The sequence below is a fragment of the Priestia sp. SB1 genome (genome assembly GCF_038898415.1).
On sequence record NZ_JBBJSS010000004.1, the window covers coordinates 561,333 to 588,036 of the forward strand.

Here is a 26,704-nt window from a genome sequence, read left to right on the forward strand (position 1 = left end):
CCCTACTCTACCTTTGTGATTGACACTTGTTCACGAAGCGTCTTTACATCTTCTGCTGTACATAATTCAAGTGAGAATGCTGTGGCACTTCCTGAAGCAACTCCTGTTTGAAAGGCTTCTAATAAATCCCCTTGCTTTACATAAGAAGCAATAAATCCAGCTACAAGTGAATCGCCAGCTCCAACAGAATTTTTCACTGTTCCTTTAGGGACTGTGGCACTGTAGACACCGCTTTCGTTAATAAGAAGTGCTCCATCGCCTGCCATGGATACAACGACGTTTTGCGCTCCTTGTTCCACAAGCTTTTTACCGTATACTAGCGCATCTTCTGCACTGTTTACTTCTACATCAAACAATTCTGCAAGTTCATGATGATTTGGTTTGATAAAAAATGGCTTGTGAGACACGACGTCTAGCAAGGTTTTTCCACTTGCATCTACTACTACTTTTACTCCGTTCGCTGCTGCTAGTTCCGTTAACGTTTCATACACAGAACTTGGAAGCGTTTTCGGTATACTTCCTGCTAATACGAAGATATCGCCTTCAGTCATTTGCTTTACTTGAGTCAATAAAGACTGAAGCGCTTCGTCTGTAATAGCAGGTCCTTGACCGTTAATTTCTGTTTCTTTTTCCGTTTTTAACTTTACGTTAATGCGGGTATCTCCATCAACTCTTGTAAAAGCTGTTTCAATATTCTCTGCTTTTAAGTAGTCTTCGATATAGGTTCCTGTAAAGCCGGCTACAAAACCGAGAGCTTTATTATCAACATCTAATCGCTTTAAAACGCGAGAGACGTTAATGCCTTTCCCTCCTGGAAACTTGGCTTCATTCGTTGTGCGGTTAAGTCCGCCTTCTTCGAATGCTGAAACATGTACTACGTAATCAACGGATGGGTTCAACGTACATGTATAAATCATGATTTCACAACCTTTATGTCTGTTTTGTTTGCATACTGTATAAGTACATCACTAGGTACGTCATTTGTTATAATTTTTGCTTCATGTAAATCGGCTATTTTCGCAAAACTTGTTTCAAAAAACTTAGTAGAATCTGATAAAATATAAGATTCTCTAGAAAGCTTCATTGCCGTTTGCTTGATCAATGCTTCTTCTGGATCAGGAGTTGTATATCCATATTGATGATGAATCCCATTCGCTCCCATAAAGCACTTATCAAAACGATACTGCTCAAGACTTAAAAGAGCTCCATTGCCAATTAAAGCGCCCGTTTTATGTTTAACAGATCCTCCAATTAAATAGAGGGTGATACCTTGTTCTAGCATCGGGTTTAAATGCATTAAACCATTTGTCACGACAACTACATCTTTTTGCTTCAAAAAAGAAATCATTTCATACGTTGTAGTTCCTGCATCTAAAAAAATACAGTCACCTTCATTTATAATGGAAGCCGCATACTCTGCAATGTTTCGTTTATCTTGAATATTTTTAGCAGATTTTTCGATAACGCTCAGTTCGATTCGTTTACTGCGAATAAGCGAAGCGCCACCGTGAACACGTTTGAGCATTTGCTCTTCTTCTAGTTGACTTAAGTCTCTTCTAATTGTGGATTCCGAAGCGCCTGTAACTTCGATAAACTCTTGCACTTTTACAAGTTCTTTCTCTTTTAAAAGTTTTAAGATTAGTTGATGTCTCTCCGGCGTTAACATGTTCTAGCTCCTTTTTCAAAAAAGCGTTTTCATTTATTTCATGTACTTACTTTATCACGGTTTACATTCAAAATCAATCATAAAAAATCAAAAACATTCATTTTTTTAATTACAAAATAAAGTTTTTTGAACGAACAATTAGATTTGCATTTGTTTTGATAATAGTTTATACAAAAGGAAATAAGCTGGTAATTCAATAATTTGTCTACTTTTCTCATTATATGTAAAGGTTTTCTTGCAACTAATTAGCTTTGACTGTTTTTGACTATTTCTTGACCGATTTAATTTCTCTTGACTGAATTATGTTTAGCTTGTCCTGTTTTAATGAGAGCCTATACATCAAAAAAGTTGTCCACCTTTTTGGACAACTCAAAGTGACCCATCATTTAAATAAAAACAGAAGCATATATAATATAGAAGCAAGGGCAGAAGAAATAGCCAAACTTGAGATAAAACGAACGAGTCTTTTCTTAATGAACTGCGTTAATTCAATTTCTCTTACTTGAGTTTTTTCATTTTGCATACAATATCCCTTCTTTAATCAAAATTTCCTAGTAGCTAAAAGTGACTACTCGCAGAATATGCTTTTATGTATTGTATGCAAGCGTAAAAAAAAAGATACAAATTCAACAAAAAAGCTACTCTTAGCTAGAGTAGCTTTCATCTTTCCATACATCTGCTTCAATTACTGCATCCGCTCGAATCGAATATGTATAACAAGGCCCTGTCACCATCAGCGTATTCGACTGCAGAGAAACTTTATCGATTGTCACTCGTTCATATCTTTGAATATGTCCTGCTTCATAGACGTGAAGGGTTACTGGATGATGCCCCGAGTAACTGTTCATAATGACATTTTCAATATGCTCAATCTTTTCTTTTTTCAACCCTAAAGACTGCTTATGAGCCTCGGGACTGTACATTTTCTTCATTTTCTCTAAATGCTCAGGCATTACTAACTTCGCATACTGTTTTAATTCATCTTGATACACGTTCATTCTCCCCCTTGACTCTTGCTTCTATTTTACCGAACGAACATTCTCATTGCAAAACTTTTTAATCAAAATAAAAGCAAACAATTCATTTTTTCATACTCCATAAAAACTGTCAAAAGATTTTATGTTGATAGCAGAAATTGATTTTTTAAAAAATAATAATATCCCATCTTTAATTCAGCCTCTAGAGTTGGTATAATACATTGTCATGACTGTGTTTTCGGAGTTTTTGATGATTGGAGGTAACGTTCATGATCAATAAAATAAAAGAAATTATCCTCATTATTCTAGGAAGCCTCATTTTCGCACTGGCCATTAATTATTTTGCTATTCCAAATGAATTAGCAGAAGGCGGCGTAACCGGTGTAACAATGATTACCTATTATGTACTAGGGTGGTCTCCTGGTATCACAAACTTTATATTAAACGGTTTGCTGGTACTGATCGGATACAAATTGCTTCACAAACGTGTGATTGCTTACACAATTATATGTATTATTTTCACATCTCTATTCCTACATATAACTGAAGGACTGGGAAATCCTCTTGACGATACGCTACTGGGGGCTATTTTTGCTGGTATTTTAGCCGGTGTAGGACTCGGGCTTGTGTTTAGAGGTGGCGGAACTTCCGGAGGCTCGGCAGTTATCGCCCGCTTAGCTAATCAATATCTAGACTGGAATATTAGCAAAACGATGCTAGCAATTGATTTATTAGTTGTAGCAAGCGCCTATTTTGTCATCGGTGGAGAAAAGACGATGTACACGGTTATTTCTCTTTATATCGGAACAAAGGTGCTTGATTATATTATTGAAGGACTCAACCCCCGCAAAGCAATCACTATTATTTCACACCGTTCAGCTGAAGTAGCCGAACAAGTTAACAAAAAGATGCAGCGAGGCGTCACTGTCTTTTCTGCTCATGGAAGCTATACAAAAGAAGCAAAAGACGTATTGTACGTAGTTGTGAACAAACAAGAACTATTAGAGTTAAAGCGCATTATTCATAAAGTCGATGAACAGGCTTTTGTGGTTGTCCACGATGTGCGAGACGTCTTTGGAGTAGGTTTTACTATTCCAAAAGCCAGCTAAAAACCCGCTGTAAAAAAGCGGGTTTTTTCTATTATATATGTTTGCGGTGAAAATACAGTGAACCTGCTACTCCAAAAAGCAGAAAGCTGCTTATAACAACCACTAAGAAATTCTGTGTAGTCAGCATCAACCCCCATGATGCTTTTCCGGTTACACCTAACATTCCATACATTGGCTGAGTCCATGGGTACCAGGGGCCAAATCGTTCAGAATTAGCAACAAATAAATTCGGTAGTGTTAAAATGACGTTGACTGTCAAAGATGCTCCAAAGCTAGAACATGCCATTGACACAGCTAGCATAAACGCAAGAATGGGCAACACCGCAACCCATCCGCCTAGCATATTTCCAGCTATCATCTTTAATGGCACAGCGCTCGGATAGTCTTTTAACATGCTCACTCCTAATAAAACAACAAATACAAGCACTTGAAGAATTCCCATGAAAGCTGCTGCTGTAATCAATTTTGCTCCGTATACCGATGTCCTTGTCACAGGAAGAGATAATAATTGCTTCCATCCTCCCGCTTCGTGTTCATACCGACAGATGAAGGATGTTACTAACCCGCCAATTAACGGATAAAACAGCAATCCGTGAACATTGGCAATCAAGGCATCTGCCATTGCCCATTTCATTCTCCCGCTTGGCATTGCCTGATCACCTACAAAAAGGATAATAGCGATTAGAATAGGACTCACAAAAAGGTACGTCCAGGCTTTTGTTTTAAACAATTTAAACGATTCTATCCTACATAATTGCAAAAACATTTAGGCCACATCCTTTTTGATAAAGTGCAAGGCGCCTGCAGCATATAGGAAAATACCGATAATTACACCTGCTATTATGTACATATTCCGATAGTCAGAAAACGCTAGCATTGGCCATTGCCAGAAAAACCAGCTCGGCAACTCTCCCATACCACTCATTGTCACACTCATCATAATACCTAGTGCAAGAGAACGGCTTTGATTTTTGAAAAGCATGGACAACCATATTTGAATAGCTACAAACGGGATGGCTGAAAAGAACGGATAGAAGTTATAAACAAAAAGAGTTTTCCAAGAAGGGGGAAGACCAAATCCCAACCACCACCCTAGCCCGATTATACCAATCAATAGAAAAGCAGAAGCGATGAGTAACATAGCCATAACTACTATAAATTTTGCCGTATAAACACTTAGGCGGCTTACTGGTAAGCTCAGCAGCTGCTTCCAGGAGCTTCTGTGATATTCAACATGCGCTATATTTGAAGCAAGAATTGTTCCTCCCAGTAAAAAAGCTGTAGGAAGCGTAATGTTTATTTCATGAAAAAGACCTTCCCACACATTTGGATTTTGCTGAATTAAATATTCATATCGAACGCTGTAATCTACCAGTGTTAAGCCTATTACACCTGCTGGACCTAAAAATAATAAAAACCAGAGCCATTTTCTTTTTAATTTCATACACTCAGCCTGCAGTATTTTTATGAACATGTTCATTCTCCTCGTTCGTCAGCTTTAAAAAGATATCTTCTAGTGACTTTGTTTTTTCTTCGACGCGATAGATAGAGACATTTTCTCGCACGAGTTGATAAACAAGATGTGCCACTCGCTCATGATCAATATAATCTAGAAGGAGACTGTTTTTATTGACAGTAGGTACAAATCCGTTTGTTAATAGTATTGTTTTTGCCTTTTCTATTTCCCCTATTGTAAATGCCACTTGATGTTTGGCCTTTTTGCGAAGCGATTCAATTGAGCCATTAAATAGCATCTTTCTTTTTGTAATAATGCCTACTTGAGTCGCTAAGTGGTCAATTTCATAAAGTAAATGACTTGAAATTAAAACGGTAACGCCATTTTCCCTTGGCATTTCTTTAATTAATGAGCGAATTTCTTGAATCCCTGCAGGATCTAGTCCATTAGTTGGTTCATCTAGGATTAATAAGCGAGGGTTTCCTAGAAGTGCTGAAGCAATGCCAAGACGCTGTTTCATCCCAAGAGAAAATCCTTTAACTGGACGATTTGCTTCTTTTGTTAACTTTACAATATCTAGTACTTCATCCATTCTATTTCTAGATACGCCCAGTATCTTGCGAAGTACCTCTAGATTTTCTCTTGCAGTTAAATGTGCATAATAAGAAGGGCTCTCTACAAGTGAACCTATCTTTTTTAAGGCTCGAATATGCTGCCTATGATTTATTATTCTTTCTCCAAACAGCTCAATTTCACCGCTCGTTGGCTTCATTAGACCAAGAAGCATTCGAATCGTTGTTGTCTTCCCTGCTCCGTTTGGTCCTAAAAAACCATAGATGTCTCCTTCTTTAATGGAAAGATTCACTTCACTTACAGCTTCTACTCCTTTAAATACTTTTGTCACCTGAGTCGTTTTAACAATTTCCACTTTTATCACCTCTCTATTACTATAAACAGAGAAAGTTAAGAGGAAGGAAAAGAAAGGTTAAAATTCGTTTAAAAAAGCGAGCGAATTAATCACTCGCTTCATACACAATTTGAATATCCGTTCCATGCTTTGTTGAATGAATTGACCACGTTAACTCCATTTCTTTAATCATTACATCCACAACCGCTAAACCTACACCGTTTTGTTTGGTCTCACTATTCTTTTTAAAGCCTGACCCTTTATCAGAAATGATAAGAGAAGATGAACTATGTTCTTGAACAAGGCGAAAACCAATAAAACGACCTTCTTTAGCATGACGAATTACGTTTTGACATAAGTTATCTATTATTCTTTCTAACCACTGCACGTCTCCGTACCAGTATAGAGACTGAGGTGGAAGTTGAATATCCACTTCCATATTCTCTTCTTCAAATAGTGGATACCACTGCGCAATGCTTTTTCTAAGAAATCGAGTCATATCAATTTCCTCTTCTTGATACGGATATTTTCCATTTAACAGCAGCGTATAGGAAAATAAATTATCTATTAAATTACTAACAAATTCTACTTTAGCATCAATTACTTCAAGAGACTGTTGAACATTCAACGTTACTTCTTCATTTTTCAGCTGATAAATATGAGTCCGAACGGTCGTGAGCGGTGTTCGTAAGTCATGCGATAGACTCATAATTAAGTCTTGCCGCAGCTGTTCTTCTTGCTGCTCTCGGTTTCGACTTTCATGAAGCTGTTTAATCATTTGATTAAATGATTGTTCTAGCTGTCCAATCTCATCTGTGGAACCAGGTACAACAGGTAAAGGAATTCCTTGTTCGTCTTTGTTGTTCATAGCAGCCTGTAACGTTCGCAGCCTTTTTCGAATTCGAAGAAAAAAGAATAGAGAAAGCACAATAAAAGAAAGCACAACGATAAAAACAAACCCTAAATAAATACTATAGTAGGCTGGATCTAGTTTCTGAATAGGAGGCTCAACGGCTTTTTCTGGCACTTCAATGACCATAAAACCTTGCTTTTTATCTGTTCCAATAAAGGTAATAACCGTATACGGATCGTTTCCGTATCGTTTTTTTATAAATTCAGCCGTATAAGACGATGACCATTGCTTCGGAAGGGATTCATGATAAGGAATCGGAAGCTGTGTTTGTCCAGCAGCGTTCACCCAAAACATTGAAGCTTCCGGATATTTTCTTTTTAATAATTTTAGCTTTTGGTTGATTGTTTCCTCATTTGCTTCTTCTAGCTTTTTGGCTTCTTGATTCCACATTTGTTCGTAGTAGCTTTTTCCTTTATACTCTTCATCTAATAATCCTTGAATACGCATAAAAGGAACAGTGATCAGCCATGAGCCCGCAAAAAATGATAACGGTATAATCAATACAGCTACAATCATAAATAAGATATACTTCGTAACAAGAGATTGTGCAACGTTCATTGCTTGACCCTGTAGCCAATCCCACGTATTGTTTCAATAATTTCAGGCTTAGCCGCATTTTTCTCAAGCTTCTCTCGCAAATAGCGAATATGTACCATTAAGGTTTTATCTCCTTCGATATAACGCTCTTTCCATACTCCTTCATAAATTTGTTCTTTTGTTAAAATTTGATTTAAATGCTGAAGGAAATACGTAAAAATATGAAATTGCTTACCTGTTAAACTAATTTCTTCACTTGTCTCTCTGTTCATTACACGATAGTCTACCATCGAAACATGCAAATGTTTTAAAATAAGTTCTTCTTTCTTTCTTGAAAACCTTCTTAACAATACTTCGAGCCTTGCGAGCAGTTCTTCTGGATGAAACGGCTTTGTGACATAGTCATCGGCAAACTCTAGCCCAATAATCTTATCTTCTAGAGCTGTACGAGCTGAAAGCATTAAAACAGGGACATCAGGCGCTAACTTTTTAAGCTTTTTTCCCACTGTAAATCCATCTAAGCCGGGAAGCATTACATCTAGAATGACAATATCCGCTTGTTTAATAAACTGGCTGGCGCTATCTCCCGATTGTAACCAAGTAACTTCATAGTTTTGCTTTTTAAGCTCTTTTTGAATCATTAACCCAATTTCTTCATTGTCTTCAATGTATAAAACATGATTCATACACGCCCTCCTTTACTTCTTTTTCCATTTTATCGAACTCTTGTTAACAGTAAAAGACAAAAAAGCTAAAAGGCGACGCCTTTTAGCTTTTTTCTTTACACGTCCATTTAATTAACAAGCCGCAGTGCGTTAATCCTCCCCCAAACCCATAGAGAATAAGGAGGTCATTATCCTGTACTTTTCCTGTCATTATTCCTTCGTTTAAAGCAAGCGGAATAGAAGCTGAAGATGTATTTCCGCAGTATTGCACACTCGTTAACGTTTTATCCATTGAAACACCTGTTTTAGCACAAATAGCTTCAATCATCCGAAGGTTTGCACTGTGCGGAATAAACCAATTTACATCAGAAAGAGAAATGGAAGTACCCTTTAACAATGCTTCTACTCCTTTTGGAATCGTTCGGACAGCAAAGCGGTATACTTCACGCCCATTTTGAACTAAATTTCCACTGGAGTTAATTTCTTTTCCTGAAAGAGTATCAGATAAATTAGAACGGTATAAATTTATACCTCCGCTCCCATCCGTTCCGTAGTGACATCCTAAGAAACTTGGATTACACTCGTCGTACTCTACAAGCATCGCTCCCGCTCCGTCACCGAACAGCACGCAGGTGGCCCGGTCCGTATAATCTGTAATTTTCGACATGACTTCGGCACCAATAACTAAAATCTTTTTATGCAATCCGGACGTTACTAAGCCGTTCGCCACGTGAAGTCCATATGTAAAACCGGCGCATGCGGCACTTAAGTCAAATGCAGCAGCTTGATTAATATGAAAGTAATCTTGAACCTGACATGCTACGCTAGGAAAAAAATGATCCGGCGTTGTTGTCGAAACAATAATTGCATCTACATCTTCTATTTCTACAGCATATCGGTTGAGCAAATTTTCAACTGCTCGAATGCCAAGCGTAGACGTGTATTCGCCTTCACCAGCAATTCGCCGTTCTTTCATTCCCGTGCGCTGTACAATCCATTCGTCACTTGTATCAACCATTTCTTTTAAATGGTCGTTCGTTAATTTTTGTTTTGGTGTATATATCCCCATTCCTGTGATTCTAGCTTTTGATTGCATCATTTCTCCACCTCAAATCAGTTGATACTTAATTATAACACCTACTTTTAATATCTGGTACTAATTTATTAATAGATAAAAAGCGCAAAGGTATACCCTTCACGCTTTTTATTAAATAGAATAATCTTCTGGAATAAATACTTTTAGCTGCTTAGGCTTTACATACACCTGCTCTCCTACTTGAAGGCTGAGTGTTTTATAATGCTCTTTGCTTAATTCAGCTTCTAAAAATTTTTCTGCATCTTCTCTTTTTAATTCAATTTGCACGATAGGTCCTATCACATGAATATGGCTAACGGTTGCAGAAACGGCATCTGCGCTTGTTTTTACTTTTTCAAGGTGAATATCATGAGGTCGCACATATCCAACAGCTGCTTCTTCATTTCTTCCGCTAAATTCTGGAACATCCATTTCAAAGCTTCCTTGTTTTAGCCTGCCTTTATGAATGCGACCCTTAAATAAATTGACGTTTCCTAAAAAATCGTACACAAATGGACTGTTAGGATGATCATATACTTCCTCAGGACTTCCAATCTGCTCAATTTTCCCGTTGTTCATTACAACAATACGATCAGCTACATCTAAAGCTTCTTCTTGATCATGCGTAACGAATATACTCGTAATATGAAAGTCATTATGCAATTTACGCAGCCATCTGCGTAAATCTTTACGAACTTTCGCATCCAAAGCGCCAAAAGGTTCATCTAATAGCAGTACTTTCGGTTCCACTGCTAACGCTCGAGCAAGCGCTACTCGCTGGCGCTGTCCTCCCGATAATTGAGAAGGATAGCGATTTGCAAGCGGCTCTAGTTTCACAAGCTGCAGCAGCTCGGTTACTTTCTTGTTAATGTCCATTTTAGAAGGTCTTGTTTTTTTAGGTCGTACTTTTAAACCATACGCAATGTTATCAAACACAGTCATATGCCTGAACAAAGCATAGTGTTGAAAAACAAACCCTACATTCCGCTCTTTTGGATTTACGTGCGTAATTTCCTTTCCATCAAATAAAATAGCTCCTTGGTCAAGATGTTCAAGACCGGCAATGATGCGAAGCAAAGATGTTTTTCCAGAACCGGACGGACCAAGTAAAGCTACTAATTCACCCGTTTGAATATCAATGTTAATAGAATCCAGCGCTTTAAAATCACCAAAGTTCTTTGATACGTGCTTAATATGGATACTCATCTCATAAGCTCCTTCCTTTTTAAATATGTTTGGCTTTCCACTCAATAATGTTTTTTATAATTAATGTAAATATAGCTAAAACTGACATTAAAGATGCTACCGCAAACGCTGCTGCAAATTGATATTCATTGTAGAGAATTTCAATATGAAGAGGCACCGTATTTGTCATTCCTCGAATGTGCCCCGACACAACGGAAACAGCTCCAAACTCTCCAATCGCCCTCGCATTACATAAAATGATTCCATATAATAAGCCCCATTTAATATTAGGTAATGTCACTAGAAAAAAAGTTTTGAAACCGCTGGCTCCTAACGTTAACGATGCCTCTTCTTCGGCTGACCCTTGAGCTTGCATGAGTGGAATCAATTCTTTGGCAACAAACGGAAGCGTTACAAAAAGGGTAGCTAATATAATACCGGGAATAGCAAAGACAATTTTGATGTCGTGATTAAACAGCCATTCTCCGAACAACCCTTGTGCACCAAATAATAAAATAAAAATCAATCCAGCAATAACAGGCGAAACGGCAAATGGTAAATCAATAAGCGTAATTAAAATATTCTTTCCTTTAAAATCAAACTTCGTAATTAACCATGCAGCTACCACGCCAAAAACGGCATTTAACGGAACGGTAATCAGCACGACGATTAACGTTAGTTTAATAGCAGCCAGGGCATCTGGATTTGTAATCGCAGCGAGATATGTTTCCCACCCTTTTTGAAAGGCTGTTATAAAAATCGTGATAAGCGGAAGCACTAAGAATAGAGCTAAAAAAGCCAGTGCAATAAATGTAAGCAGCCACCGGACGACTTTGGGCTCTTTTAAACTAGAATGAGTGATTTCAACAGTCGTTTTTGCGTGCTGCATTGGAACATGTCCTGCCAATGTCATCCCTCCTTAACTATGTATAAATTTACGATTTGTCCACCATTGAATAATATTAATAAGTAATAACAGAAAAAATGATACAACGAGCATGACTGATGCAATAGCAGTAGCTCCCGCATAATCGTACTGCTCGAGTTTTGTCATAATAATAAGCGGCGTAATTTCAGTTTTCATCGGCATATTTCCAGCAATAAAAACAACGGATCCATATTCTCCAAGCGCTCTTGCGAATGAAAGAGAAAAACCTGTTAAAACAGCCGGCACCAGCTCCGGAAAAATAACTTTTCTGAACGTTTGCATTCGGCTGGCTCCTAAACTAGCAGATGCTTCTTCAATCTCTGCATTAAAGTTTTGCAATACCGGCTGCACCATTCGGACGACAAACGGCAGACCGATAAACGTAAGAGCGATAATAATTCCGATAGGCGTAAATGCGATTTTAAACGTAAATAATTGACCAATCCATCCTTTCGGAACGTAAAGAGTGGTCAAGGCAATGCCAGCAACAGCCGTTGGCAAGGCAAACGGCAAATCCACAAGTCCGTCAATAAACCTCTTTCCAGGAAAATGATACCTCACTAATACCCACGCAATAATGGTTCCAAAAATAACATTAATGATGCCGGCTGCAAATGCTGCTCCAAAACTTAATTTATACGACGCTACTACTCTAGGTTCTGTAACAGTTTTAATAAAGTCGCTCCATCCCATAGATGCCGTATTTAAAAAAATCATAGCTAACGGAAAAAGCACAAGGATACTTGCATAAAACATCGTAAAACCTAAAGAAAGCCCAAATCCAGGTAAGATGCTTTTCTTTTTTTTCTGTCGTTGTAACACGCTCACGTCTTACACCTCTCTCTGCTTTCAAGATACATGTACACAGAAGATACGAATCACCATTCGTATCTTCCTCGTTCTACTTTTTTAATGAATCATATTACTTTGGCTGATAAATCTGATCGAATGTTCCCCCATCATTAAAATGCGTTTCTTGAGCTTTTTTCCAGCCGCCAAAATCTTTAATAGTGACTAGGTTAAGCGAAGGGAATTGATCTTTGTGTTTCTCTAATACTTTTTTATTTCGAGGACGATAGTAGTTTTCCGCTGCGATTTCCTGACCTTTTTCTGTATATAGGTATTTTAAGTATGCTTTTGCTACCTTTGTCGTGCCTTTCTTTTCAGCTACTTTATCTACTACAGCAACAGGTGGCTCCGCTAAAATGCTTAATGACGGTGTTACAATTTCAAATTTATCTTTTCCTAGCTCATTTAACGATAAGTAAGCTTCGTTTTCCCATGCAATTAACACGTCTCCAATGCCTCGCTCTACAAAGGTAGTGGTAGCTCCGCGTGCGCCTGAGTCTAACACTTCGACATTTCCATAAAGCTTACTCATGAAGTCTTCAATCTTTTTGTTATCGCCGTTATATTTATCCTTCGCATATGCCCATGCAGCTAAATAATTCCAGCGCGCGCCTCCAGAAGTTTTTGGATTTGGCGTAATAACAGATGTACCTTTTTTCGTTAAATCATCCCAATCTTTAATTCCTTTTGGATTTCCTTTACGAACTAAAAAAACAATCGTTGATGTGTATGGTGTAGAATTATGAGCCAATTCTTTTTCCCAGTCTTTGTTTAATAATTGACGAGTTTGAGCGATTTCATCAATATCGTAAGCAAGCGCCAGCGTTACTACATCCGCTTCTAAACCGTCAATAACTGCTCGGCCTTGCTTACCAGAGCCACCGTGTGATTGCTGAATAGTGACGTCTTGCCCTGTTTTATCTTTCCAATAAGACGCAAAGCTCTTATTGAACTCCTGATAAAGCTCACGTGTAGGATCATATGAAACGTTTAAAAGTTCTACTGGTTTTTTTGAATCGTTTTTACTCGCAGAACTATCTTTCCCTGCTGTTTCAGTAGATTTTCCATTGCCGCAACCTGCTAGCACCACGAGCAGTGCTGTCAGCACCATTAAAAACTGAACTGCTTTTTTCTTCATGTTTTACTCCCCTTTTTATAAAAAAATACAAAAAGGCCGCTATCTCTTAAAAAAGAGAAGCAGCCTTCAGTTAGTCTGATCAGCGTATGTGCTCTTAAATTATTCTTATTAAATTTATTCGTAAGAATAAAAAGAAGATACTTTCTGAAAAGACAATTTATTCTTGTTTTTATAATAAACACACTTTACCCATTAGTCAACTAGGTTTTGAATCTTTTTTACACTTATTTTAGTTCTTTTTACGTATTTTCCTTACTTACTGCGTGCCTGATACTCTTTTTCTAAGTCAGAGAGTGTGAGTTCAAAAAGATGATGATTTTCTTTTTTATAAATCCCTTTTTTCAGTAACTCTTCAATGAGGTATTGTTTTCTTTGGCGCACCGCTGCTCGTAATAAATTTTCCATCTTTTCTCCTCCTATTATATTAATTTAAGAATAAAAAAAGACTCCTAACACAGGTCAGAAGCCTTCGGTAATCCGATCAGCACAGGAATGAAACTGTCAGATCTTCATAATTTTAAAACGTATAAAGCTGCTGCTTTAGCAGCTTTACACTTTTCATCGTCATACTCATACAACCTATAACTCAATTTTAATTCGAAAAATTCTAAATCTTCGACCGAAAAGAAAGTCAATTCTTCTTCGAATGCGCACGTTTTCTATATTTAATACAGTACTTGCTTGCCCCGCCGTCAAACGTTTGCTATATAGACAGGCCCTTCAGTTTCTCTAAATACGTATTGAAATAGGCTTATTTGTGGCTTGCTACTTTGCTTTTAGCTAAAAAGCGGTTTTTTTCCGTGCTGTCCACTTGAGTAATTTGTCCGTCGTGAAGAGTAATTAGTACAGATCCATAGTTGATTTCAGTTAGTAATTTAACAATATAATCTAATTTTTCTTGTGTAATTGAAGCCATTTTATCATTCTCCTATTCATAGATAAATTTATATTTTAGTTGCAGTTGAATAAACAAAGCGAACAACATCTATAAGTACTTGTATAATGTGCAGAAGATAAATACATCGTAATCCTCCCCATATGTTCAGTTGAAGATTGAGATTTTAATGACCACAACCAATGTACAGAAAAGGCCCACACCAGTAGCGAACAAGTATGAGCCTTCAGTTGACCGATCAGCTTCTTTAGCATCCCAATTTTTTCAAAAGATTTATACTATCTATATTATTTACACTTTACCTATATGTCAAGTAGGGATTAAAAAAATAAATAGATATTATTAATTTTTTTTATATCTTTGACCTAATAAAAAAAAGACTCATCTGCATGAACTTACACAGACGAGTCTTTTTTATTCCTATTTTTTTGGATAGGCAAAGTTACCGTAAAGATGCTTCCTTGTTCTTTTTTGCTTTCAACACGTATTGCGCCCTCATGCAGTCGCACAATTTTTTTTGTAATAGCTAGACCGAGGCCGCTTCCTTTTAACGTTCTGGACTTATCTACTTTATAAAAGCTTTCAAAAATATATTTTTGATCTTCTTCGATAATACCAATTCCATTATCCTTTATTTTCACGTCTATTTCTTCGTTTTTTTGATGAATGGATATTTTTACAAATCTATTTTCAGGCGTATATTTAACAGCATTTGTTACTAAATTTAGCCAAACTTGCTCTAACAAATCTTTATCTGCTTCTATTTGAACATTGGATAAATCAAGGTCAATTTCTATGTTCTTTTTTATCCACTGAGGTTCTAAAGCCATGACCACATGCCTGATTTGTTCATCTAACCGGTATTGCTGCAGCATTAGCGTTTGATGTTCAGAGTCAAGAGAAGCAAGCTTTAGCAAATTGGAACTAAGCTGAGATAGTCTTGTACTTTCTTTTTCGATAATCGTTAAATATTGTATCTTTTTATCTTCACTGATGATATCATCTTTAAGTGCCGCTGAAAAACCGCGAATAGAGGTCAGCGGTGATTGAATTTCATGCGAAACGCTAGCAATAAACTCTTGCCTCATCGTTTCTATTTTGTTTAATTCTTTAGTCATTTGATTAAAGTTTTTAGTTAACAGACCAATTTCATCATTCGCTGCGTGTTCGACTTGCACACTGTATTCGCCTTGTCCGACAACTTTCATCGCTGTACTGAGACGCTTAATCGGTTTAATAATAATCGTTGAAACATATGCAAACAATACAATACCTACTAATAAAATCGTAATAAGCTGGATATTTTGAACATCTTGAATAACTGAAAATTGCCGCTGTGGATGAGACTGAATAAATAGAGCATACGACCGTCCATTTTCTTTAAAAGGAAGACCCACTACGTTTGGCTGTGGACGATCACCTTTTTCCTCGTTTAAATTAGAATAACGCTTCCCGTCTAATACTTGATCTACTTCTTTCGGTGTAATTGGAATAGGCGGTCCCGGCTGTCCTAATACTTTCTCTTTATGCTGATCATCAATAATAATAAACGAAAAATGAATGAATGATGAATTAGATAAAAACCTTGCAGCTTTATCGGAGTCTTCTGCTCCGTACAAATCGATAAAATCTTCTCCCATCTTCACCATATCCTGACCTAATCGCATTTCGAGCTTCTGCTTGCTAAGAAATGTCGTGACGACAACGGTAATCACAACGCTCAATAAAATTGTAATGATGAACGACAGAACCAGCTTTACATAAATTGATTTCACGTTAACACCCTTCTGCTCTATAGCCTAGTCCGCGAATTGTTTTGATTTCCATACCGACGTTTTTCATATGATTAAGCCTCTCTCGCAGACGTTTTATGTGAACGTCTACCGTGCGCTCATCACCTTCATAATCATATCCCCAAATTAATTGAATAAGCTGATCACGAGTAAAAATCTTTCCTGGAGAACTAACTAATGTGAACAGTAATTCAAACTCTTTTAACGGTAGCTGTTCGCTTGTTTCTCCTGCACTCATCTCTAATTTGGTACGATCCAATTTTATATTCCCCATATAAATTACATTGTTAGCTTCTACTCGGTACCTGCGTAAAAGGGCCTTTACACGAGCAACCATTTCCTGAGGATCAAAAGGCTTCACGACATAGTCGTCTGTTCCGATATCAAATCCTTTTAGTTTATCATGCGATTCGCCTCTAGCTGTTACCATCAAAACCGGTATATCAAAATACTCCTTAATTTCCTTTGTTAGTTCCCATCCGTCTTTAAATGGCATCATGATATCAACGACCGCTAGATCAATTCGAAACTCTTCCATTTTCGCCCACGCTTCTTCACCATCTGCTGCTTTTATAATTTTAAATCCTTGATTTTCTAAATATAATGATATCAGCTCTCGAATGTGTTGATCATCATCTGCAACTAATATTTGAATCATACATGTCTCTCCCTATTCCTAAGTTTGTCCAGCTTTTACGCACAGTAAGCTCTCTGTTTATACCAAACAGAGAGCCACATAAGAACATACAATGATTTTATACTTCAAATATGAACTGAATATGAACAAACTGATTAACTCTTATTAGCTGAAGTTGTTTGCTCGTTCTTTTTCTACAATTCCTTCCAAATACGATAAAAACGTTTGACGTAAATCTTTACGCTTTAACCCCACTTCTACCATTGCTTTCATATAGCCTACCTTATCTCCAATGTCAAAGCGCTGCCCTTCAAGTTCAACAGCAAACAATCGCTCTTTTTCACATACCACGCGCAGTGCATCTGTTAATTGTAATTCATTTCCTACCCCTCTTTCAATCGTTTTTAGATAAGAAAAAATAGAAGGGTTTAAAATATAGCGGCCCATAACGGCAATCGTTGACGGAGCTTGTTCTATTGATGGTTTTTCAATCAAGTCATTCACTTCATGAAGGCTGCCAGATTTATTTCTCGGCTGAATAATGCCGTATTTTGATACTTCTTCCACACCCACTTTTTGAACTCCAATAACTGATTGATTAGTCGTTTCATACGCTTGAAGCATCTGTTTGAGCGCAGGTTCTTCAGAAGTCATAATATCGTCTCCAAGAAGAACGGCAAACGGCTCATCTCCAATAAATTGCTCAGCACAAAGAATAGCATGACCAAGTCCTAACGGCTCTTTTTGACGAATATAGTGAATACTGGCCATTGATGAAATCGTTTGTACTTCTTTTAACATTTCGAACTTGTGCTTTTCTTCAAGCATTTGCTCTAGTTCAATTGATTTGTCAAAATGGTCTTCAATTGATTTTTTATTTCGACCTGTAATAAAAATAATACTTTCAATACCTGATTTCACAGCTTCTTCTACAATGTATTGTACAGCAGGCTTATCGACAATTGGCAGCATTTCTTTGGGCTGCGCTTTTGTCGCTGGCAAAAATCGAGTTCCTAAACCGCCTACTGGAATAACTGCTTTTTTTATCGTCATATATGAATCCCTCTTTCTTTTTTAGTAGTGAATACAAATAATTTGGTGCCAATAAAATTGATACCGACACTTACGGTTGTAATTAAAAGTTTACTGATTAGCAGTGGTATACCCCATTTATTATATAGAACAGTCAACAGAAAAGATGTTAGGGATAAAGTGATTAAATTCACGATCACGAATGAAATCACTTCACGCTTACTGCTTTTTTCTTTTTTCTCAAACGTCCATTTACGATTCATGACATAACTGTTTAAAATGCCCGCACTGTATGAAATCCACTGCGCTAGTATGTAGTTCACACCGATTGTTGTTAAAAGTGCGTATACTGCAAAATCAATCAGTGTATTTACAACTCCTACTAACGCAAATTTAATCAAGGGTATCCATTTGTTAGTCACGAAGTGATACTTCCTTGCGTGTTTCAAGCTGATACTTTTCACGGACGATATAGAGTGGACGATTTTTTGTTTCATCGTAGATGCGGCCAATATATTCTCCAATCATACCAAGAATGATTAAAATGATGCCGCTAAAGAATAGCTGAATGACAATTAATGACGACCACCCTGTGATGGTGCTGTCTGTAAATAACTTCAAATACAGCACCACTAAAAGATAAATAAAACCAACACCTGATAGCGTTACACCAGCATAGCTAGCTAGCTTCAGCGGTTTATAGGAGAAAGACGTAATGCCATCCATTGAAAGCTTCAGCATCTTTTTCAAAGGATATTTTGACTCCCCGGCCAAACGCTCGTCTCGCTCATATTCTACTGCTATTTGCTTAAAGCCAACCCAGCTTACTAATCCGCGAACAAAGCGATTTTTTTCTTGAATGCTATTCATTTGATTGCACACTTTACGATCTAGCAAACGAAAATCCCCTGTATCGAGCGGAATATCAATATCGGTCATCGCACGTAAGAAACGATAAAACATAGCCGCTGTTTGCTTTTTAAAATATGTTTCTCCTTTTCGCTTTGTACGCTTAGCGTATACAACGTCAAATCCTTGCTTCCATTTTTCAATCATCTCTAAAATTAATTCGGGCGGGTCTTGCAAATCAGCATCAATCACAACGACCGCCTCTCCTCGTGCATAATCCATACCAGCTGTAATAGCAATTTGATGACCAAAGTTACGGGCAAAATCTAATAAAACAACCGCTGGGTCTTGCTCACTGTACTCTTTAATAATTTCTGCCGTTCGGTCTCTACTGCCGTCGTTCACGAAAAGAAGCTCGTAAGCTTCTTTCGTTGAACGCATCACTTCTGTTAGACGGCGATAGGTTTCATGAATCACTTCTTCTTCGTTGTAGACAGGAACAACAATAGAATATTTAATAATTGAACTCATGTTCATGTCCTCCTTATTTAAGCGTTATTTCGTATAATGTTCCGTTTCCAGATGGTCCTTGCTGAGAACTTGATGAAGTAGACTGCCATTTGGAAGAAGGGATCTCCTTACTATTTTCTTTAATCCACGTGATAACGTCAGATTGGCCTCCCTTACCCATTCCAGACAGGTAGAAATATTTCACTTCACCTTTTTTAATCATAGATTTTAATTTACTCACCGTTAGAATTGGATCTGAACCGCTAAATCCTCCCATTGCCATGACTGGCTTGCCCGTTTTGATAATGTAAGGCGCAGCTGAAGTTGAATCCGTTGTGGCAAATAAATATTTTTCGTCTGTATTATTTTTTGTTAAATAGTTTAGTAGCTTTGTGTTTACTTCTGCGTTCATCCCTCCACTTTTTCGTTTTGAAGATGATAATTTGCTTGAAGAGCTACTTGGCATTTGCATTTGACCATTATTTTCGGACGAGCCTCCTGGCATTTGACCGCTGTTTGACGATCCGCTTGGCGGCTGCATTTGACCATTATTGGACGAACCGCCCGGCATTTGCATTTGACCGCCGTTCGATGAACCGCTTGGCGGCTGCATTTGATTGTTTGAAGATGAATTGCTGCCAGAGCTTCCTGGAGGCTGCATGCCGTTAAAGCCAGACTGTTTGCTATTTGTAGCTGTGCTTGGAGGTCCTCCCATACCGCTTGAAGAATCAGGACCTGCTGCTGGAAGCATGCTATTTCCACCATAAATAATTGGTGTCATCGCCCAGTATGCCGGCATTGCAAGCAAGACAACCATTGCTGCTACTCCTAAATAATTCGTTACAGAATTTTTACGCTCTTTACGAATAGCTAAAACAAGAGCTAAAATGACGCCCAGTGCCCCTACACCTGCAATTGGCGCTACGCCGATTGAGCTGACATAAGGAGACATGATATATACTTGAAGCGCTGCTGTTGTTAAAATACCACTCGGCAGCAGCCATGATTTCCAGCCATTATGCTGTTTGTACATACTCCATAAAGCTACTGCTCCCGCTCCTGCAAATGCTGCGATTGGAGGTGCCAGCATAATTAAATAATACTGATGGAAAAATCCTGCGATACTAAAGAAAACAGCTACCGGCAGCAGCCAAGCTAACCAAAATAAACTTTCTTTTTGTTTTGCCGTGTAAGGCCCTTTAAATTTCACTCCAGCAAATAGACCCACGATTGAAAAGATTACAAATGGTAATAACCAGCTGATTTGATCTGATAACCCTTTTTGGAACAGTCGGAATGGACCAGGGTTCCCCGTGTTGAACATTCCGTTTTGATTTCCTCCATCTGGAGCCTGCATCTTTTGAGAAGAGCTGCTCTTGCTTTGATTTGAGCTTTGTGAAGACTCAGCATTTGAATTACTCGTTTGTTTTGTTTCACTGCTTGCTGTTTGCTGCTGAGCTTGAGCAGGCTGTTTATGACTGCTTCCCGTCACGCTTGTATTTCCAGTTAAACGATTGATACCGTTATATCCAAAAGCAAGCTCTAGAACTGAATTTGTTTGACTGCTTCCCATATAAGGACGCTTATCAGCCGAAGTTGAATCTACTACAACTGCCCATGAGACAGAAACAGCAAGCATCAGTGCAGTTGCTGTTGTTAAAAAAGCAATTTTCTTTTTCCACGTAATTTTGGTTGCCACTACATAGAAAACATAGAATGCTGGTAAAACCATGTATGCTTGAAGCATTTTCATGTTAAATGCAACACCAATCATCGCAAAAGCCGCTAACACCCAGCCAAATTTAGCTGTACGCACAGCACGAAACAACATCCACGTTGCTACTAATAATGTAAACACAAGCATACTATCAATATTATTTGTTCGGCTTACCGCGGGTACAATTGGCGTCAGAGCCATCGCAAGAGCAGCAAACCTCCCAGCCCATACGCCAAACGTACGTTTTACGAGTACGTATAGTAAAAGAACTGAACCGATGCCTGCTAATGCTTGCGGTAAAATGACGCTCCACCCGTGAAATCCAAATACTTTGGCGCTAATTGTCTGAATCCAAAACACAACCGGCGGCTTATCAATTGTTACATAGCCTCCTGGATCAAAAGATGCGTAAAAGAAATTATGAAAACTTTGAAGCATACTTTTGACAGCTGCCGTGTAATAAGCGTTGGCGTATTCATCTGTCCAAATTTTAAATAAGTTCAAAAACGCTGCAATTAAAACAATTGGAACTAAAAATAAGTCTATTCTTTTTTTGTTTGAAGTCCGTTCTTCTTTCACTTCACTGTTCATGTGTTTCATTTCACTCCTTCGTAATTTCTGACTTTAGTCTAACAAGCTTATGTGAACTGATTATGAACAGTGAAAATAATGTTTTTATTTTTTAAAAAGCTATTTGACCTCTTACGCTCAGCAATGAAATATTTTACAATTAAAGAATCAAGTACATGAAATGAAAAGGATCTTTCTTGGATGCAGCTTCTATGAAACATTCTTATCAACACTTCATCCACTTCTTGCTGAGAAAGGAGACAACTTTATGATTCAAGTAAAAGATATATACGGAAATTTACCCACACTAGAAACAGAAAGACTCCGCTTGCGGAAAGTTACCAAAAAAGATGTGCGTGACATGTTTGAATATGCCTCAAATGAAAAGGTAAGCAGATATGTAAATTGGGAAAAGCACCGAAAGCTTCAAGATACAAAAGAATTTGTTTCCTTCGTTTTAAAGCAGTACAGCAACCAATCCATTTCTCCTTGGGCTATGGAAATCAAAGCCCTGAAAAAATGTATTGGCACCATTGACTTTGTCACTTGGAACCCTACTCATCGCATTGCGGAAATTGGCTATGCGATTTCTGAAGCATATTGGAATAAGGGATTTGTTACGGAAGCAGCTGAAAAAGTAATTGCGTTTGGATTTGAAGAAATGGATTTAGTGCGCATTCAGGCCAGGTGCTTTGTTGAAAATGCCGCTTCTGAGAAAGTGATGAAAAAAATCGGTATGTCTTATGAAGGAACAATTCGAAAAGCCATGTTTATTAAAGGAGCTCATCAAGACTTAAAGTTATATTCAATCTTGCGAGAAGAATACACGCGCAACGCGTAGAAAATGTATAAAATACTTTCCATAACACAGGCTAACTTCAACACTAACTCTTCCTTTTGAGGTGAACAATGTTGGAGCAAGCAATTCAGCATTTAGACTTATCTGCACACGGTTTGTGGTTTCCGATTACTGTTAGTTTATGCTTATTTATTCTTGCCCTTGTTTTATTTAAACGGCTGGTTTTTTATCTATTCAATAGCGGTATACTTCCTCGTTTATGCTTTTGTGCTGCCATGGCATATCGCATTTATTAAGTAAAAAAGCGGATGTTGATTAACATCCGCTTTTTTACTATGCACTTACTTTCTACATGCTGAAATCCATATTTATGGCCGGTCATTTTATGCGCCGCGATGACACATGCGTGCGGCTATGCTCTTCAGGACGTGTAAACCCAATTTTTAAAAGCGCCGCTTCTAAATTTGCTTCTGTTTTAATTTGATTAAAATCAATTCCTAGTTTCACTACCGTTTGGGCAATTTCCGGTCGTATCCCCGTTATAATAGCTTCCACTCCCACCAATTTAAGCGATCGATGAATTTTAAAAAGATTGTCTGCTACCATTGTATCAATAATCACGACACCTGAAATATCTAAAATAAGATAAGATAATTGAAGGCTTGTCCCTTTTTTCAAGCAGGTTTCCATAATAACTTGCGAGCGGTGGGTATCAATTTCTCCAATAATCGGCATAATAGCAATCCCTTTTGTGACAGGTACGAGCGGAACTGAAAGTTCTTCTAGTGACGTATAAGCTAAATTCATCATATATCGATTATGCTCGTCATAAATTTGACCAAAAACACATGTTACCGTATCTAAAAGTGGATCAATTCGTTCACTGACATGCAGCATGGTAATTGCAGCAAACTGATGCTCCTCTAGTTCTCTTGTAAATACATCCCAAATAACGCTGCGATAGATTGGAAGGATACCGAGTGCTTTTTCTAAAGGAATATTTTTTTCCACTGCATATTTACCCGTATCAAGTGCCCATTCTTTAACAAGTTTAAGTACAGCCTCCTGTTCTTCAAATAGAGCTCTCCCAAAGTATTCCATAATTGACACTCGCCACTTCAGAATTTTCTTTTCTTTCAATTCCTCTAGACTTAGCGTATGTGTAGCATCTAAACGTTCGGCTAATTTTTCTGACAAGCTATATTTATGTTCAAGAATCTTTTTTCCTATATACACGAGCTCCTCTTTCATAAAATACGTTCAGCTCCTCTTTTCTGCTATTTTTACTGCGTATATAACCTTGACTAAGCCTACTTATCCATCCGAAAATTGACTAGCCTTCCTAAAAATAACAAAAAAGCGGTTATTTTATGAATTTTCTTTCTTTTCATTATAGTACCAGAGCAAGAGCCGCACAACTTAAAATTTGCTTCGAAAAAAATTTATACTTTTATATAAAAAGCGAGATGGGGGCATAACGAAATCAACAGTTAGAAGCCAGTACATACATTAAATCTACGTTTACGATGAGCATAAAAAAACACGAACTATCCATCACCTTTCAATAGATTGTTCGTGTTCAACTTTAACTAACATACTTTTGTCTCAGCCTCGTTTTTTATATTCACTTTCTTTTATCTCGCCTTACACTTGGAATAGCCAGACAACAATTGGCCCAAAAACGGATCCTAATACAGCGCTTAACGTCATTGATACTGAACTCATCGATACCGTTAGCTCACCGTATTCAAATGCTTTAGAAGTTCCTAGCGCATGAGAAGCACTGCCTAATGCAATTCCTTTTCCTAAAGAACTCTTAATCCGAATCCATTTTAAAAGTAGCGGTCCAAGGATTACTCCAGAAAAACCTGCGATCATAACAAATACCACGGTCATCGATGGAACGCCCCCTAGCCCTGTGGCGATCTGAATCGCTACCGGAGTAGTAATAGACTTAGGAATGATGGATAAAATCAGGCTTCGATCAACGCCAAATACTTCAGCAAACACAAGTCCGCTGATCATGCCTGCGAATAACCCTACAAATACCCCTCCAATAATAGGAACGCTGTATTTTACTAGCATCTCACGCTGTTTATAGAGTGGATACGCTAATGCAACAACCGCTGGTCCTAGAAGTGAATTAATCCATTTGCCTCCAATCATATACTCATCATAGGAAACATGAAAAGCAAGCAAAAGAAGAATAACGAATATGGTTGTAGTTAAAACAGGAATAAGAATTGGATAGGAGAACCGCACGTATACTTTTGCCATGACTAGATACAAAGCAACTGTAGCTACGATTATAAAGACCGCGATAAAGAATTCTTGCACTGTTGTTTCTCCTTTCGTTTGTTCGCTTTCTTTTCCAAAAGTTGGCTAGCAGTCCCTGCAGCGGCCATCGTAACAATCGTACTAAGCACAATAATTAAAAATAAAACCGCTCCGCTGCTTGAAAGAAGCGAAGGATAATTCATCACACCTGCCATAGCTGGTATGAATAATAGCGGTAAAAAAGATAACAAGAAACTTGCTCCGTCTTCAATTATTTTGATGGGAACAACTTTGCACGTTAAGCAAATGAGCATTAAAATTAAGCCTATAATACTGCCTGGAATAGGTAGATGAAGCATATGGTGAACGGCTTCGCCAATCATAGAAAAAGCATAAAGAATCGCAATTTGTAAAATGATTCGTATCACTTTCATTATAGGTCACTGTCCTATAAATAAAGAACAGCTGCCCTCCTCTCTTTATTTTGTCATGTTGTCTAACATTTAACTATATAAACACCTTTACTTTACCTACTTTTACTTGTACTATACAACTATATATACATTTGTATTATACAAGTATATATTTCTTTGTCAATGAATGATTTTGTAAGGGGCGATTATAATGCAAGAAAAGAATTCAATTGAATTGATTGAATATGAACTTACTACCTTTATTAGACGAGCGGTCTATCTTGATAATTCCGAAAATAAAATAGGAAACCTAGAAAGATCAGCTTATTTATTGCTGCGGCAATTAGATGAATTTGGACCAGCTCGTGTAAAAGAACTGGCAGAAGCATTTAAACTCGACATTTCAACTCTTTCTAGACAGGCTGCTGCTTTAGAAAATAAAAAGCTTATTTCTCGCTCCTCTGATCCTTCGGATGGACGAGTCAGCCTATTTGACATCACAACACACGGGAAACAAATGCTGCAAACTGATAAGCAAATGCGCCTTGAACGCTATCATAGTATGTTAAAAAAATGGTCAAGTGAAGAAAAGGAGCTATTTGGCAAACTATTAATGCGGATGAATGACGCATTTATCGATTAAATAGAAATTCATGAAAATTAGGCTACTGCTGCAAGGTGTTTGTCCCTTTCTCTTTTCTCTTTTTTGCATTTAATGTAAAGAGACTATTGAAAAGGATGTATGATTATGTCTGTTCCGAATAAACGGAAAGCCACGCCCTGCCTCTTCCCCGGCTATAAATGGTGTGGCCCCGGATGCAGTGGTCCGGGATGTCCTGTAAATGATGTAGACTGCTGCTGTAAATACCATGATTTATGCTATGAAGATTACGGATCATGCCGCTCATGTGATGAGCAATTTCTTGAGTGTCTTTGCTCCAAAGCAAATCCTTACAGTTTAAAAGGAAGACAGGCATACGCTATGTATACCTATATGCGGCTGAAGTTAGCTTTAAAACAATATGACTAAGCAGAAAAGAGGTGAATTAAAAAATTCATCTCTTTTTTATGCCATTTTATCCGTATGAATCCAAAAGCGTTGAACAATAGCCCCGTCCTCTTCTATATAATCCTCGTCCTGTATACCACCGTTTGCCAGAATAGTTCGACGAGAAGCAGTGTTCCAATCATCACACACAACTAATGCCCGTTGAACTCCCAGCTTTTTAATTTCTTGAAGAGATAACCTCAGTAGCAGCTTGGCATATCCTTTTTGTCTTTCACTTGGCCGAATACCATACCCTATATGTCCTCCGCTGTTTCGAAGTATTTCACTTAGCTCATGGCGGATATTAACTACGCCTATTACTCTTTCGTGATGCATTAGCCAGTATGTGGAATCGGGTACAAATCCTTTTTTTAATCCGATCCCTTTTTCTGCATCTAATAACTCTTGAACCATTTTTTCAAAGTAAGCAGGATCTTTAGCAATGACCCACGGAATCATTTTTTCTCCGCTTGCTTTCCATTCATGATAAAAGCTCATATAAGCCTTTTTATAAGCTGCATCTGGTTTAATTAAAACAGCGGTTTCCACGTACCTTCCTCCTTTTTGTTTATTATGTTTATACTACCGATTTTTCCCAATAAATAAAAGAGGATAATTTACGTGATGTGATCGTTGTATGAGCTTGTTTATAAGGTATGTAACAAAAAGCGCTCAATGAATGGGGACTGACCCCCTAGAGTGAGACAAATAAAAAACACCTTTAAGTTAAAAAACGGGTATGTAGTACCTAACAATAAC

Annotated in this window: 31 protein-coding genes; 5 read left to right on the plus strand and 26 right to left on the minus strand. The window is 37.7% G+C overall.

All coding sequences use genetic code 11. The annotated features are described in order from the left end of the window. Positions 1–2: 2 nt before the first annotated feature. The 4 genes from pfkB to WKH56_RS18035 all read right to left on the minus strand — a co-directional run bounded on the left by pfkB (position 3) and on the right by WKH56_RS18035 (position 2,664). Positions 3–917: a 1-phosphofructokinase gene (gene pfkB, locus WKH56_RS18020; protein ID WP_028413531.1), complete on the minus strand. Its 915-nt coding sequence runs from the start codon at positions 915–917 to the stop codon at positions 3–5. Further along, positions 914–1,666, minus strand: a complete 753-nt coding sequence (locus WKH56_RS18025) for a DeoR/GlpR family DNA-binding transcription regulator (RefSeq protein ID WP_310884381.1) — start codon at positions 1,664–1,666, stop codon at positions 914–916. The genes pfkB and WKH56_RS18025 overlap by 4 nt, the downstream gene beginning before the upstream one ends. 382 nt (positions 1,667–2,048) lie before the next feature. Next, positions 2,049–2,189 (minus strand): hypothetical protein, encoded by a 141-nt coding sequence (locus WKH56_RS18030; RefSeq protein ID WP_013056833.1) that lies wholly within the window; start codon positions 2,187–2,189, stop codon positions 2,049–2,051. Between the two features lie 121 nt (positions 2,190–2,310). Further along, positions 2,311–2,664, minus strand: a complete 354-nt coding sequence (locus WKH56_RS18035; RefSeq protein WP_310884380.1) for a YolD-like family protein — start codon at positions 2,662–2,664, stop codon at positions 2,311–2,313. Positions 2,665–2,912: 248 nt separating this feature from the next. Between WKH56_RS18035 and WKH56_RS18040 the strand changes: the two genes are divergently transcribed. After that, positions 2,913–3,752, plus strand: a complete 840-nt coding sequence (locus WKH56_RS18040; RefSeq protein ID WP_028413534.1) for a YitT family protein — start codon at positions 2,913–2,915, stop codon at positions 3,750–3,752. Between the two features lie 31 nt (positions 3,753–3,783). Here the strand turns inward: WKH56_RS18040 and WKH56_RS18045 are convergent, their stop codons facing one another. From WKH56_RS18045 to WKH56_RS18130, 18 genes are all read right to left on the minus strand, one after another. Next, complete coding sequence (locus tag WKH56_RS18045; protein WP_310884379.1) at positions 3,784–4,518, minus strand: ABC transporter permease; 735 nt, start codon at positions 4,516–4,518, stop codon at positions 3,784–3,786. Beyond that, positions 4,519–5,226 carry an ABC transporter permease gene (locus WKH56_RS18050; protein WP_310884378.1) on the minus strand — a complete coding sequence of 236 codons (708 nt, stop codon included), beginning with the start codon at positions 5,224–5,226 and terminating at the stop codon, positions 4,519–4,521. Then, positions 5,201–6,136, minus strand: a complete 936-nt coding sequence (locus WKH56_RS18055) for an ABC transporter ATP-binding protein (RefSeq protein ID WP_375166600.1) — start codon at positions 6,134–6,136, stop codon at positions 5,201–5,203. The genes WKH56_RS18050 and WKH56_RS18055 overlap by 26 nt, the downstream gene beginning before the upstream one ends. An 85-nt stretch (positions 6,137–6,221) precedes the next feature. Continuing rightward, the gene (locus WKH56_RS18060; RefSeq protein WP_310884377.1) at positions 6,222–7,586 is read right to left on the minus strand and encodes a HAMP domain-containing sensor histidine kinase; all 1,365 of its coding nucleotides are present in this window, start codon (positions 7,584–7,586) and stop codon (positions 6,222–6,224) included. Next, positions 7,583–8,251: a response regulator transcription factor gene (locus WKH56_RS18065; protein WP_221779835.1), complete on the minus strand. Its 669-nt coding sequence runs from the start codon at positions 8,249–8,251 to the stop codon at positions 7,583–7,585. The genes WKH56_RS18060 and WKH56_RS18065 overlap by 4 nt, the downstream gene beginning before the upstream one ends. Positions 8,252–8,333: 82 nt before the next feature. Continuing rightward, positions 8,334–9,329, minus strand: a complete 996-nt coding sequence (locus WKH56_RS18070; protein WP_310884376.1) for a ketoacyl-ACP synthase III — start codon at positions 9,327–9,329, stop codon at positions 8,334–8,336. Between the two features lie 108 nt (positions 9,330–9,437). Then, positions 9,438–10,511, minus strand: coding sequence for a sulfate/molybdate ABC transporter ATP-binding protein (locus tag WKH56_RS18075; RefSeq protein WP_243494575.1), 1,074 nt, complete (start codon positions 10,509–10,511; stop codon positions 9,438–9,440). Between the two features lie 19 nt (positions 10,512–10,530). Continuing rightward, on the minus strand, positions 10,531–11,397 hold the full coding sequence (gene cysW, locus WKH56_RS18080) for a sulfate ABC transporter permease subunit CysW (protein ID WP_243494574.1): 867 nt from the start codon (positions 11,395–11,397) through the stop codon (positions 10,531–10,533). 12 nt (positions 11,398–11,409) lie between these two features. Beyond that, entirely contained in the window at positions 11,410–12,246 is an 837-nt protein-coding gene (gene cysT / locus WKH56_RS18085) for a sulfate ABC transporter permease subunit CysT (RefSeq protein ID WP_033578840.1), read from the minus strand. A 94-nt stretch (positions 12,247–12,340) separates the two neighbouring features. Continuing rightward, positions 12,341–13,405 carry a sulfate ABC transporter substrate-binding protein gene (locus WKH56_RS18090; RefSeq protein ID WP_028413544.1) on the minus strand — a complete coding sequence of 355 codons (1,065 nt, stop codon included), beginning with the start codon at positions 13,403–13,405 and terminating at the stop codon, positions 12,341–12,343. 252 nt (positions 13,406–13,657) lie between these two features. Next, positions 13,658–13,810, minus strand: a complete 153-nt coding sequence (locus WKH56_RS18095; RefSeq protein ID WP_013056825.1) for a Fur-regulated basic protein FbpA — start codon at positions 13,808–13,810, stop codon at positions 13,658–13,660. A 346-nt stretch (positions 13,811–14,156) separates the two neighbouring features. Further along, positions 14,157–14,321, minus strand: coding sequence for a YezD family protein (locus WKH56_RS18100; RefSeq protein ID WP_013056824.1), 165 nt, complete (start codon positions 14,319–14,321; stop codon positions 14,157–14,159). A 374-nt stretch (positions 14,322–14,695) separates the two neighbouring features. Next, positions 14,696–16,075 carry a sensor histidine kinase gene (locus WKH56_RS18105; protein ID WP_243494573.1) on the minus strand — a complete coding sequence of 460 codons (1,380 nt, stop codon included), beginning with the start codon at positions 16,073–16,075 and terminating at the stop codon, positions 14,696–14,698. A gap of 1 nt (position 16,076) precedes the next feature. Beyond that, positions 16,077–16,751 carry a response regulator transcription factor gene (locus WKH56_RS18110; RefSeq protein ID WP_013056822.1) on the minus strand — a complete coding sequence of 225 codons (675 nt, stop codon included), beginning with the start codon at positions 16,749–16,751 and terminating at the stop codon, positions 16,077–16,079. A gap of 144 nt (positions 16,752–16,895) precedes the next feature. Next, complete coding sequence (gene galU, locus WKH56_RS18115) at positions 16,896–17,783, minus strand: UTP--glucose-1-phosphate uridylyltransferase GalU (RefSeq protein ID WP_243494572.1); 888 nt, start codon at positions 17,781–17,783, stop codon at positions 16,896–16,898. Further along, positions 17,780–18,184: a GtrA family protein gene (locus WKH56_RS18120; RefSeq protein ID WP_033578837.1), complete on the minus strand. Its 405-nt coding sequence runs from the start codon at positions 18,182–18,184 to the stop codon at positions 17,780–17,782. The genes galU and WKH56_RS18120 overlap by 4 nt, the downstream gene beginning before the upstream one ends. Next, positions 18,177–19,142: a glycosyltransferase family 2 protein gene (locus tag WKH56_RS18125; RefSeq protein WP_033578836.1), complete on the minus strand. Its 966-nt coding sequence runs from the start codon at positions 19,140–19,142 to the stop codon at positions 18,177–18,179. Before WKH56_RS18125 ends, WKH56_RS18120 begins: the two co-directional genes overlap by 8 nt. A gap of 13 nt (positions 19,143–19,155) precedes the next feature. Continuing rightward, positions 19,156–21,438 (minus strand): ArnT family glycosyltransferase, encoded by a 2,283-nt coding sequence (locus tag WKH56_RS18130; RefSeq protein ID WP_221833429.1) that lies wholly within the window; start codon positions 21,436–21,438, stop codon positions 19,156–19,158. Positions 21,439–21,676: 238 nt separating this feature from the next. On the opposite strand from WKH56_RS18130, the gene WKH56_RS18135 reads away from it, so the two are divergent. Both WKH56_RS18135 and WKH56_RS18140 read left to right on the plus strand, forming a co-directional pair. Beyond that, the gene (locus WKH56_RS18135; protein WP_014460341.1) at positions 21,677–22,249 is read left to right on the plus strand and encodes a GNAT family N-acetyltransferase; all 573 of its coding nucleotides are present in this window, start codon (positions 21,677–21,679) and stop codon (positions 22,247–22,249) included. A gap of 71 nt (positions 22,250–22,320) precedes the next feature. Further along, positions 22,321–22,503 (plus strand): hypothetical protein, encoded by a 183-nt coding sequence (locus WKH56_RS18140; protein ID WP_028413550.1) that lies wholly within the window; start codon positions 22,321–22,323, stop codon positions 22,501–22,503. A gap of 82 nt (positions 22,504–22,585) precedes the next feature. Here WKH56_RS18140 and WKH56_RS18145 read toward each other — a convergent pair whose 3' ends face one another. The 3 genes from WKH56_RS18145 to WKH56_RS18155 all read right to left on the minus strand — a co-directional run bounded on the left by WKH56_RS18145 (position 22,586) and on the right by WKH56_RS18155 (position 24,918). Further along, positions 22,586–23,458: an STAS domain-containing protein gene (locus WKH56_RS18145; RefSeq protein ID WP_033578835.1), complete on the minus strand. Its 873-nt coding sequence runs from the start codon at positions 23,456–23,458 to the stop codon at positions 22,586–22,588. A gap of 393 nt (positions 23,459–23,851) precedes the next feature. Next, entirely contained in the window at positions 23,852–24,484 is a 633-nt protein-coding gene (locus tag WKH56_RS18150; protein ID WP_240962161.1) for an LrgB family protein, read from the minus strand. Between the two features lie 29 nt (positions 24,485–24,513). Beyond that, entirely contained in the window at positions 24,514–24,918 is a 405-nt protein-coding gene (locus tag WKH56_RS18155; RefSeq protein ID WP_033578834.1) for a CidA/LrgA family holin-like protein, read from the minus strand. 190 nt (positions 24,919–25,108) lie between these two features. On the opposite strand from WKH56_RS18155, the gene WKH56_RS18160 reads away from it, so the two are divergent. Continuing rightward, a complete protein-coding gene (locus tag WKH56_RS18160) occupies positions 25,109–25,540 on the plus strand; it encodes a MarR family winged helix-turn-helix transcriptional regulator (RefSeq protein ID WP_048021189.1) in 432 nt (143 codons plus the stop codon). Between the two features lie 105 nt (positions 25,541–25,645). Then, positions 25,646–25,927 carry a hypothetical protein gene (locus tag WKH56_RS18165; protein WP_080754416.1) on the plus strand — a complete coding sequence of 94 codons (282 nt, stop codon included), beginning with the start codon at positions 25,646–25,648 and terminating at the stop codon, positions 25,925–25,927. Positions 25,928–25,963: 36 nt separating this feature from the next. Here the strand turns inward: WKH56_RS18165 and WKH56_RS18170 are convergent, their stop codons facing one another. Beyond that, positions 25,964–26,443, minus strand: a complete 480-nt coding sequence (locus tag WKH56_RS18170; RefSeq protein ID WP_048021498.1) for a GNAT family N-acetyltransferase — start codon at positions 26,441–26,443, stop codon at positions 25,964–25,966. Between the last annotated feature and the right edge of the window lie 261 nt (positions 26,444–26,704).

Coding starts and splice junctions, on each gene's coding strand:
- pfkB (WP_028413531.1), bottom strand. CDS start 917: ATGATTTATACATGTACGTTGAACCCATCCGTTGATTACGTAGTACAT.
- WKH56_RS18025 (WP_310884381.1), bottom strand. CDS start 1,666: ATGTTAACGCCGGAGAGACATCAACTAATCTTAAAACTTTTAAAAGAG.
- WKH56_RS18030 (WP_013056833.1), bottom strand. CDS start 2,189: ATGCAAAATGAAAAAACTCAAGTAAGAGAAATTGAATTAACGCAGTTC.
- WKH56_RS18035 (WP_310884380.1), bottom strand. CDS start 2,664: ATGAACGTGTATCAAGATGAATTAAAACAGTATGCGAAGTTAGTAATG.
- WKH56_RS18040 (WP_028413534.1), top strand. CDS start 2,913: ATGATCAATAAAATAAAAGAAATTATCCTCATTATTCTAGGAAGCCTC.
- WKH56_RS18045 (WP_310884379.1), bottom strand. CDS start 4,518: ATGTTTTTGCAATTATGTAGGATAGAATCGTTTAAATTGTTTAAAACA.
- WKH56_RS18050 (WP_310884378.1), bottom strand. CDS start 5,226: ATGTTCATAAAAATACTGCAGGCTGAGTGTATGAAATTAAAAAGAAAA.
- WKH56_RS18060 (WP_310884377.1), bottom strand. CDS start 7,586: ATGAACGTTGCACAATCTCTTGTTACGAAGTATATCTTATTTATGATT.
- WKH56_RS18065 (WP_221779835.1), bottom strand. CDS start 8,251: ATGAATCATGTTTTATACATTGAAGACAATGAAGAAATTGGGTTAATG.
- WKH56_RS18070 (WP_310884376.1), bottom strand. CDS start 9,329: ATGATGCAATCAAAAGCTAGAATCACAGGAATGGGGATATATACACCA.
- WKH56_RS18075 (WP_243494575.1), bottom strand. CDS start 10,511: ATGAGTATCCATATTAAGCACGTATCAAAGAACTTTGGTGATTTTAAA.
- WKH56_RS18090 (WP_028413544.1), bottom strand. CDS start 13,405: ATGAAGAAAAAAGCAGTTCAGTTTTTAATGGTGCTGACAGCACTGCTC.
- WKH56_RS18095 (WP_013056825.1), bottom strand. CDS start 13,810: ATGGAAAATTTATTACGAGCAGCGGTGCGCCAAAGAAAACAATACCTC.
- WKH56_RS18100 (WP_013056824.1), bottom strand. CDS start 14,321: ATGGCTTCAATTACACAAGAAAAATTAGATTATATTGTTAAATTACTA.
- WKH56_RS18110 (WP_013056822.1), bottom strand. CDS start 16,751: ATGATTCAAATATTAGTTGCAGATGATGATCAACACATTCGAGAGCTG.
- galU (WP_243494572.1), bottom strand. CDS start 17,783: ATGACGATAAAAAAAGCAGTTATTCCAGTAGGCGGTTTAGGAACTCGA.
- WKH56_RS18125 (WP_033578836.1), bottom strand. CDS start 19,142: ATGAGTTCAATTATTAAATATTCTATTGTTGTTCCTGTCTACAACGAA.
- WKH56_RS18130 (WP_221833429.1), bottom strand. CDS start 21,438: ATGAAACACATGAACAGTGAAGTGAAAGAAGAACGGACTTCAAACAAA.
- WKH56_RS18135 (WP_014460341.1), top strand. CDS start 21,677: ATGATTCAAGTAAAAGATATATACGGAAATTTACCCACACTAGAAACA.
- WKH56_RS18145 (WP_033578835.1), bottom strand. CDS start 23,458: ATGAAAGAGGAGCTCGTGTATATAGGAAAAAAGATTCTTGAACATAAA.
- WKH56_RS18150 (WP_240962161.1), bottom strand. CDS start 24,484: ATGGCAAAAGTATACGTGCGGTTCTCCTATCCAATTCTTATTCCTGTT.
- WKH56_RS18155 (WP_033578834.1), bottom strand. CDS start 24,918: ATGAAAGTGATACGAATCATTTTACAAATTGCGATTCTTTATGCTTTT.
- WKH56_RS18160 (WP_048021189.1), top strand. CDS start 25,109: ATGCAAGAAAAGAATTCAATTGAATTGATTGAATATGAACTTACTACC.
- WKH56_RS18165 (WP_080754416.1), top strand. CDS start 25,646: ATGTCTGTTCCGAATAAACGGAAAGCCACGCCCTGCCTCTTCCCCGGC.
- WKH56_RS18170 (WP_048021498.1), bottom strand. CDS start 26,443: ATGAGCTTTTATCATGAATGGAAAGCAAGCGGAGAAAAAATGATTCCG.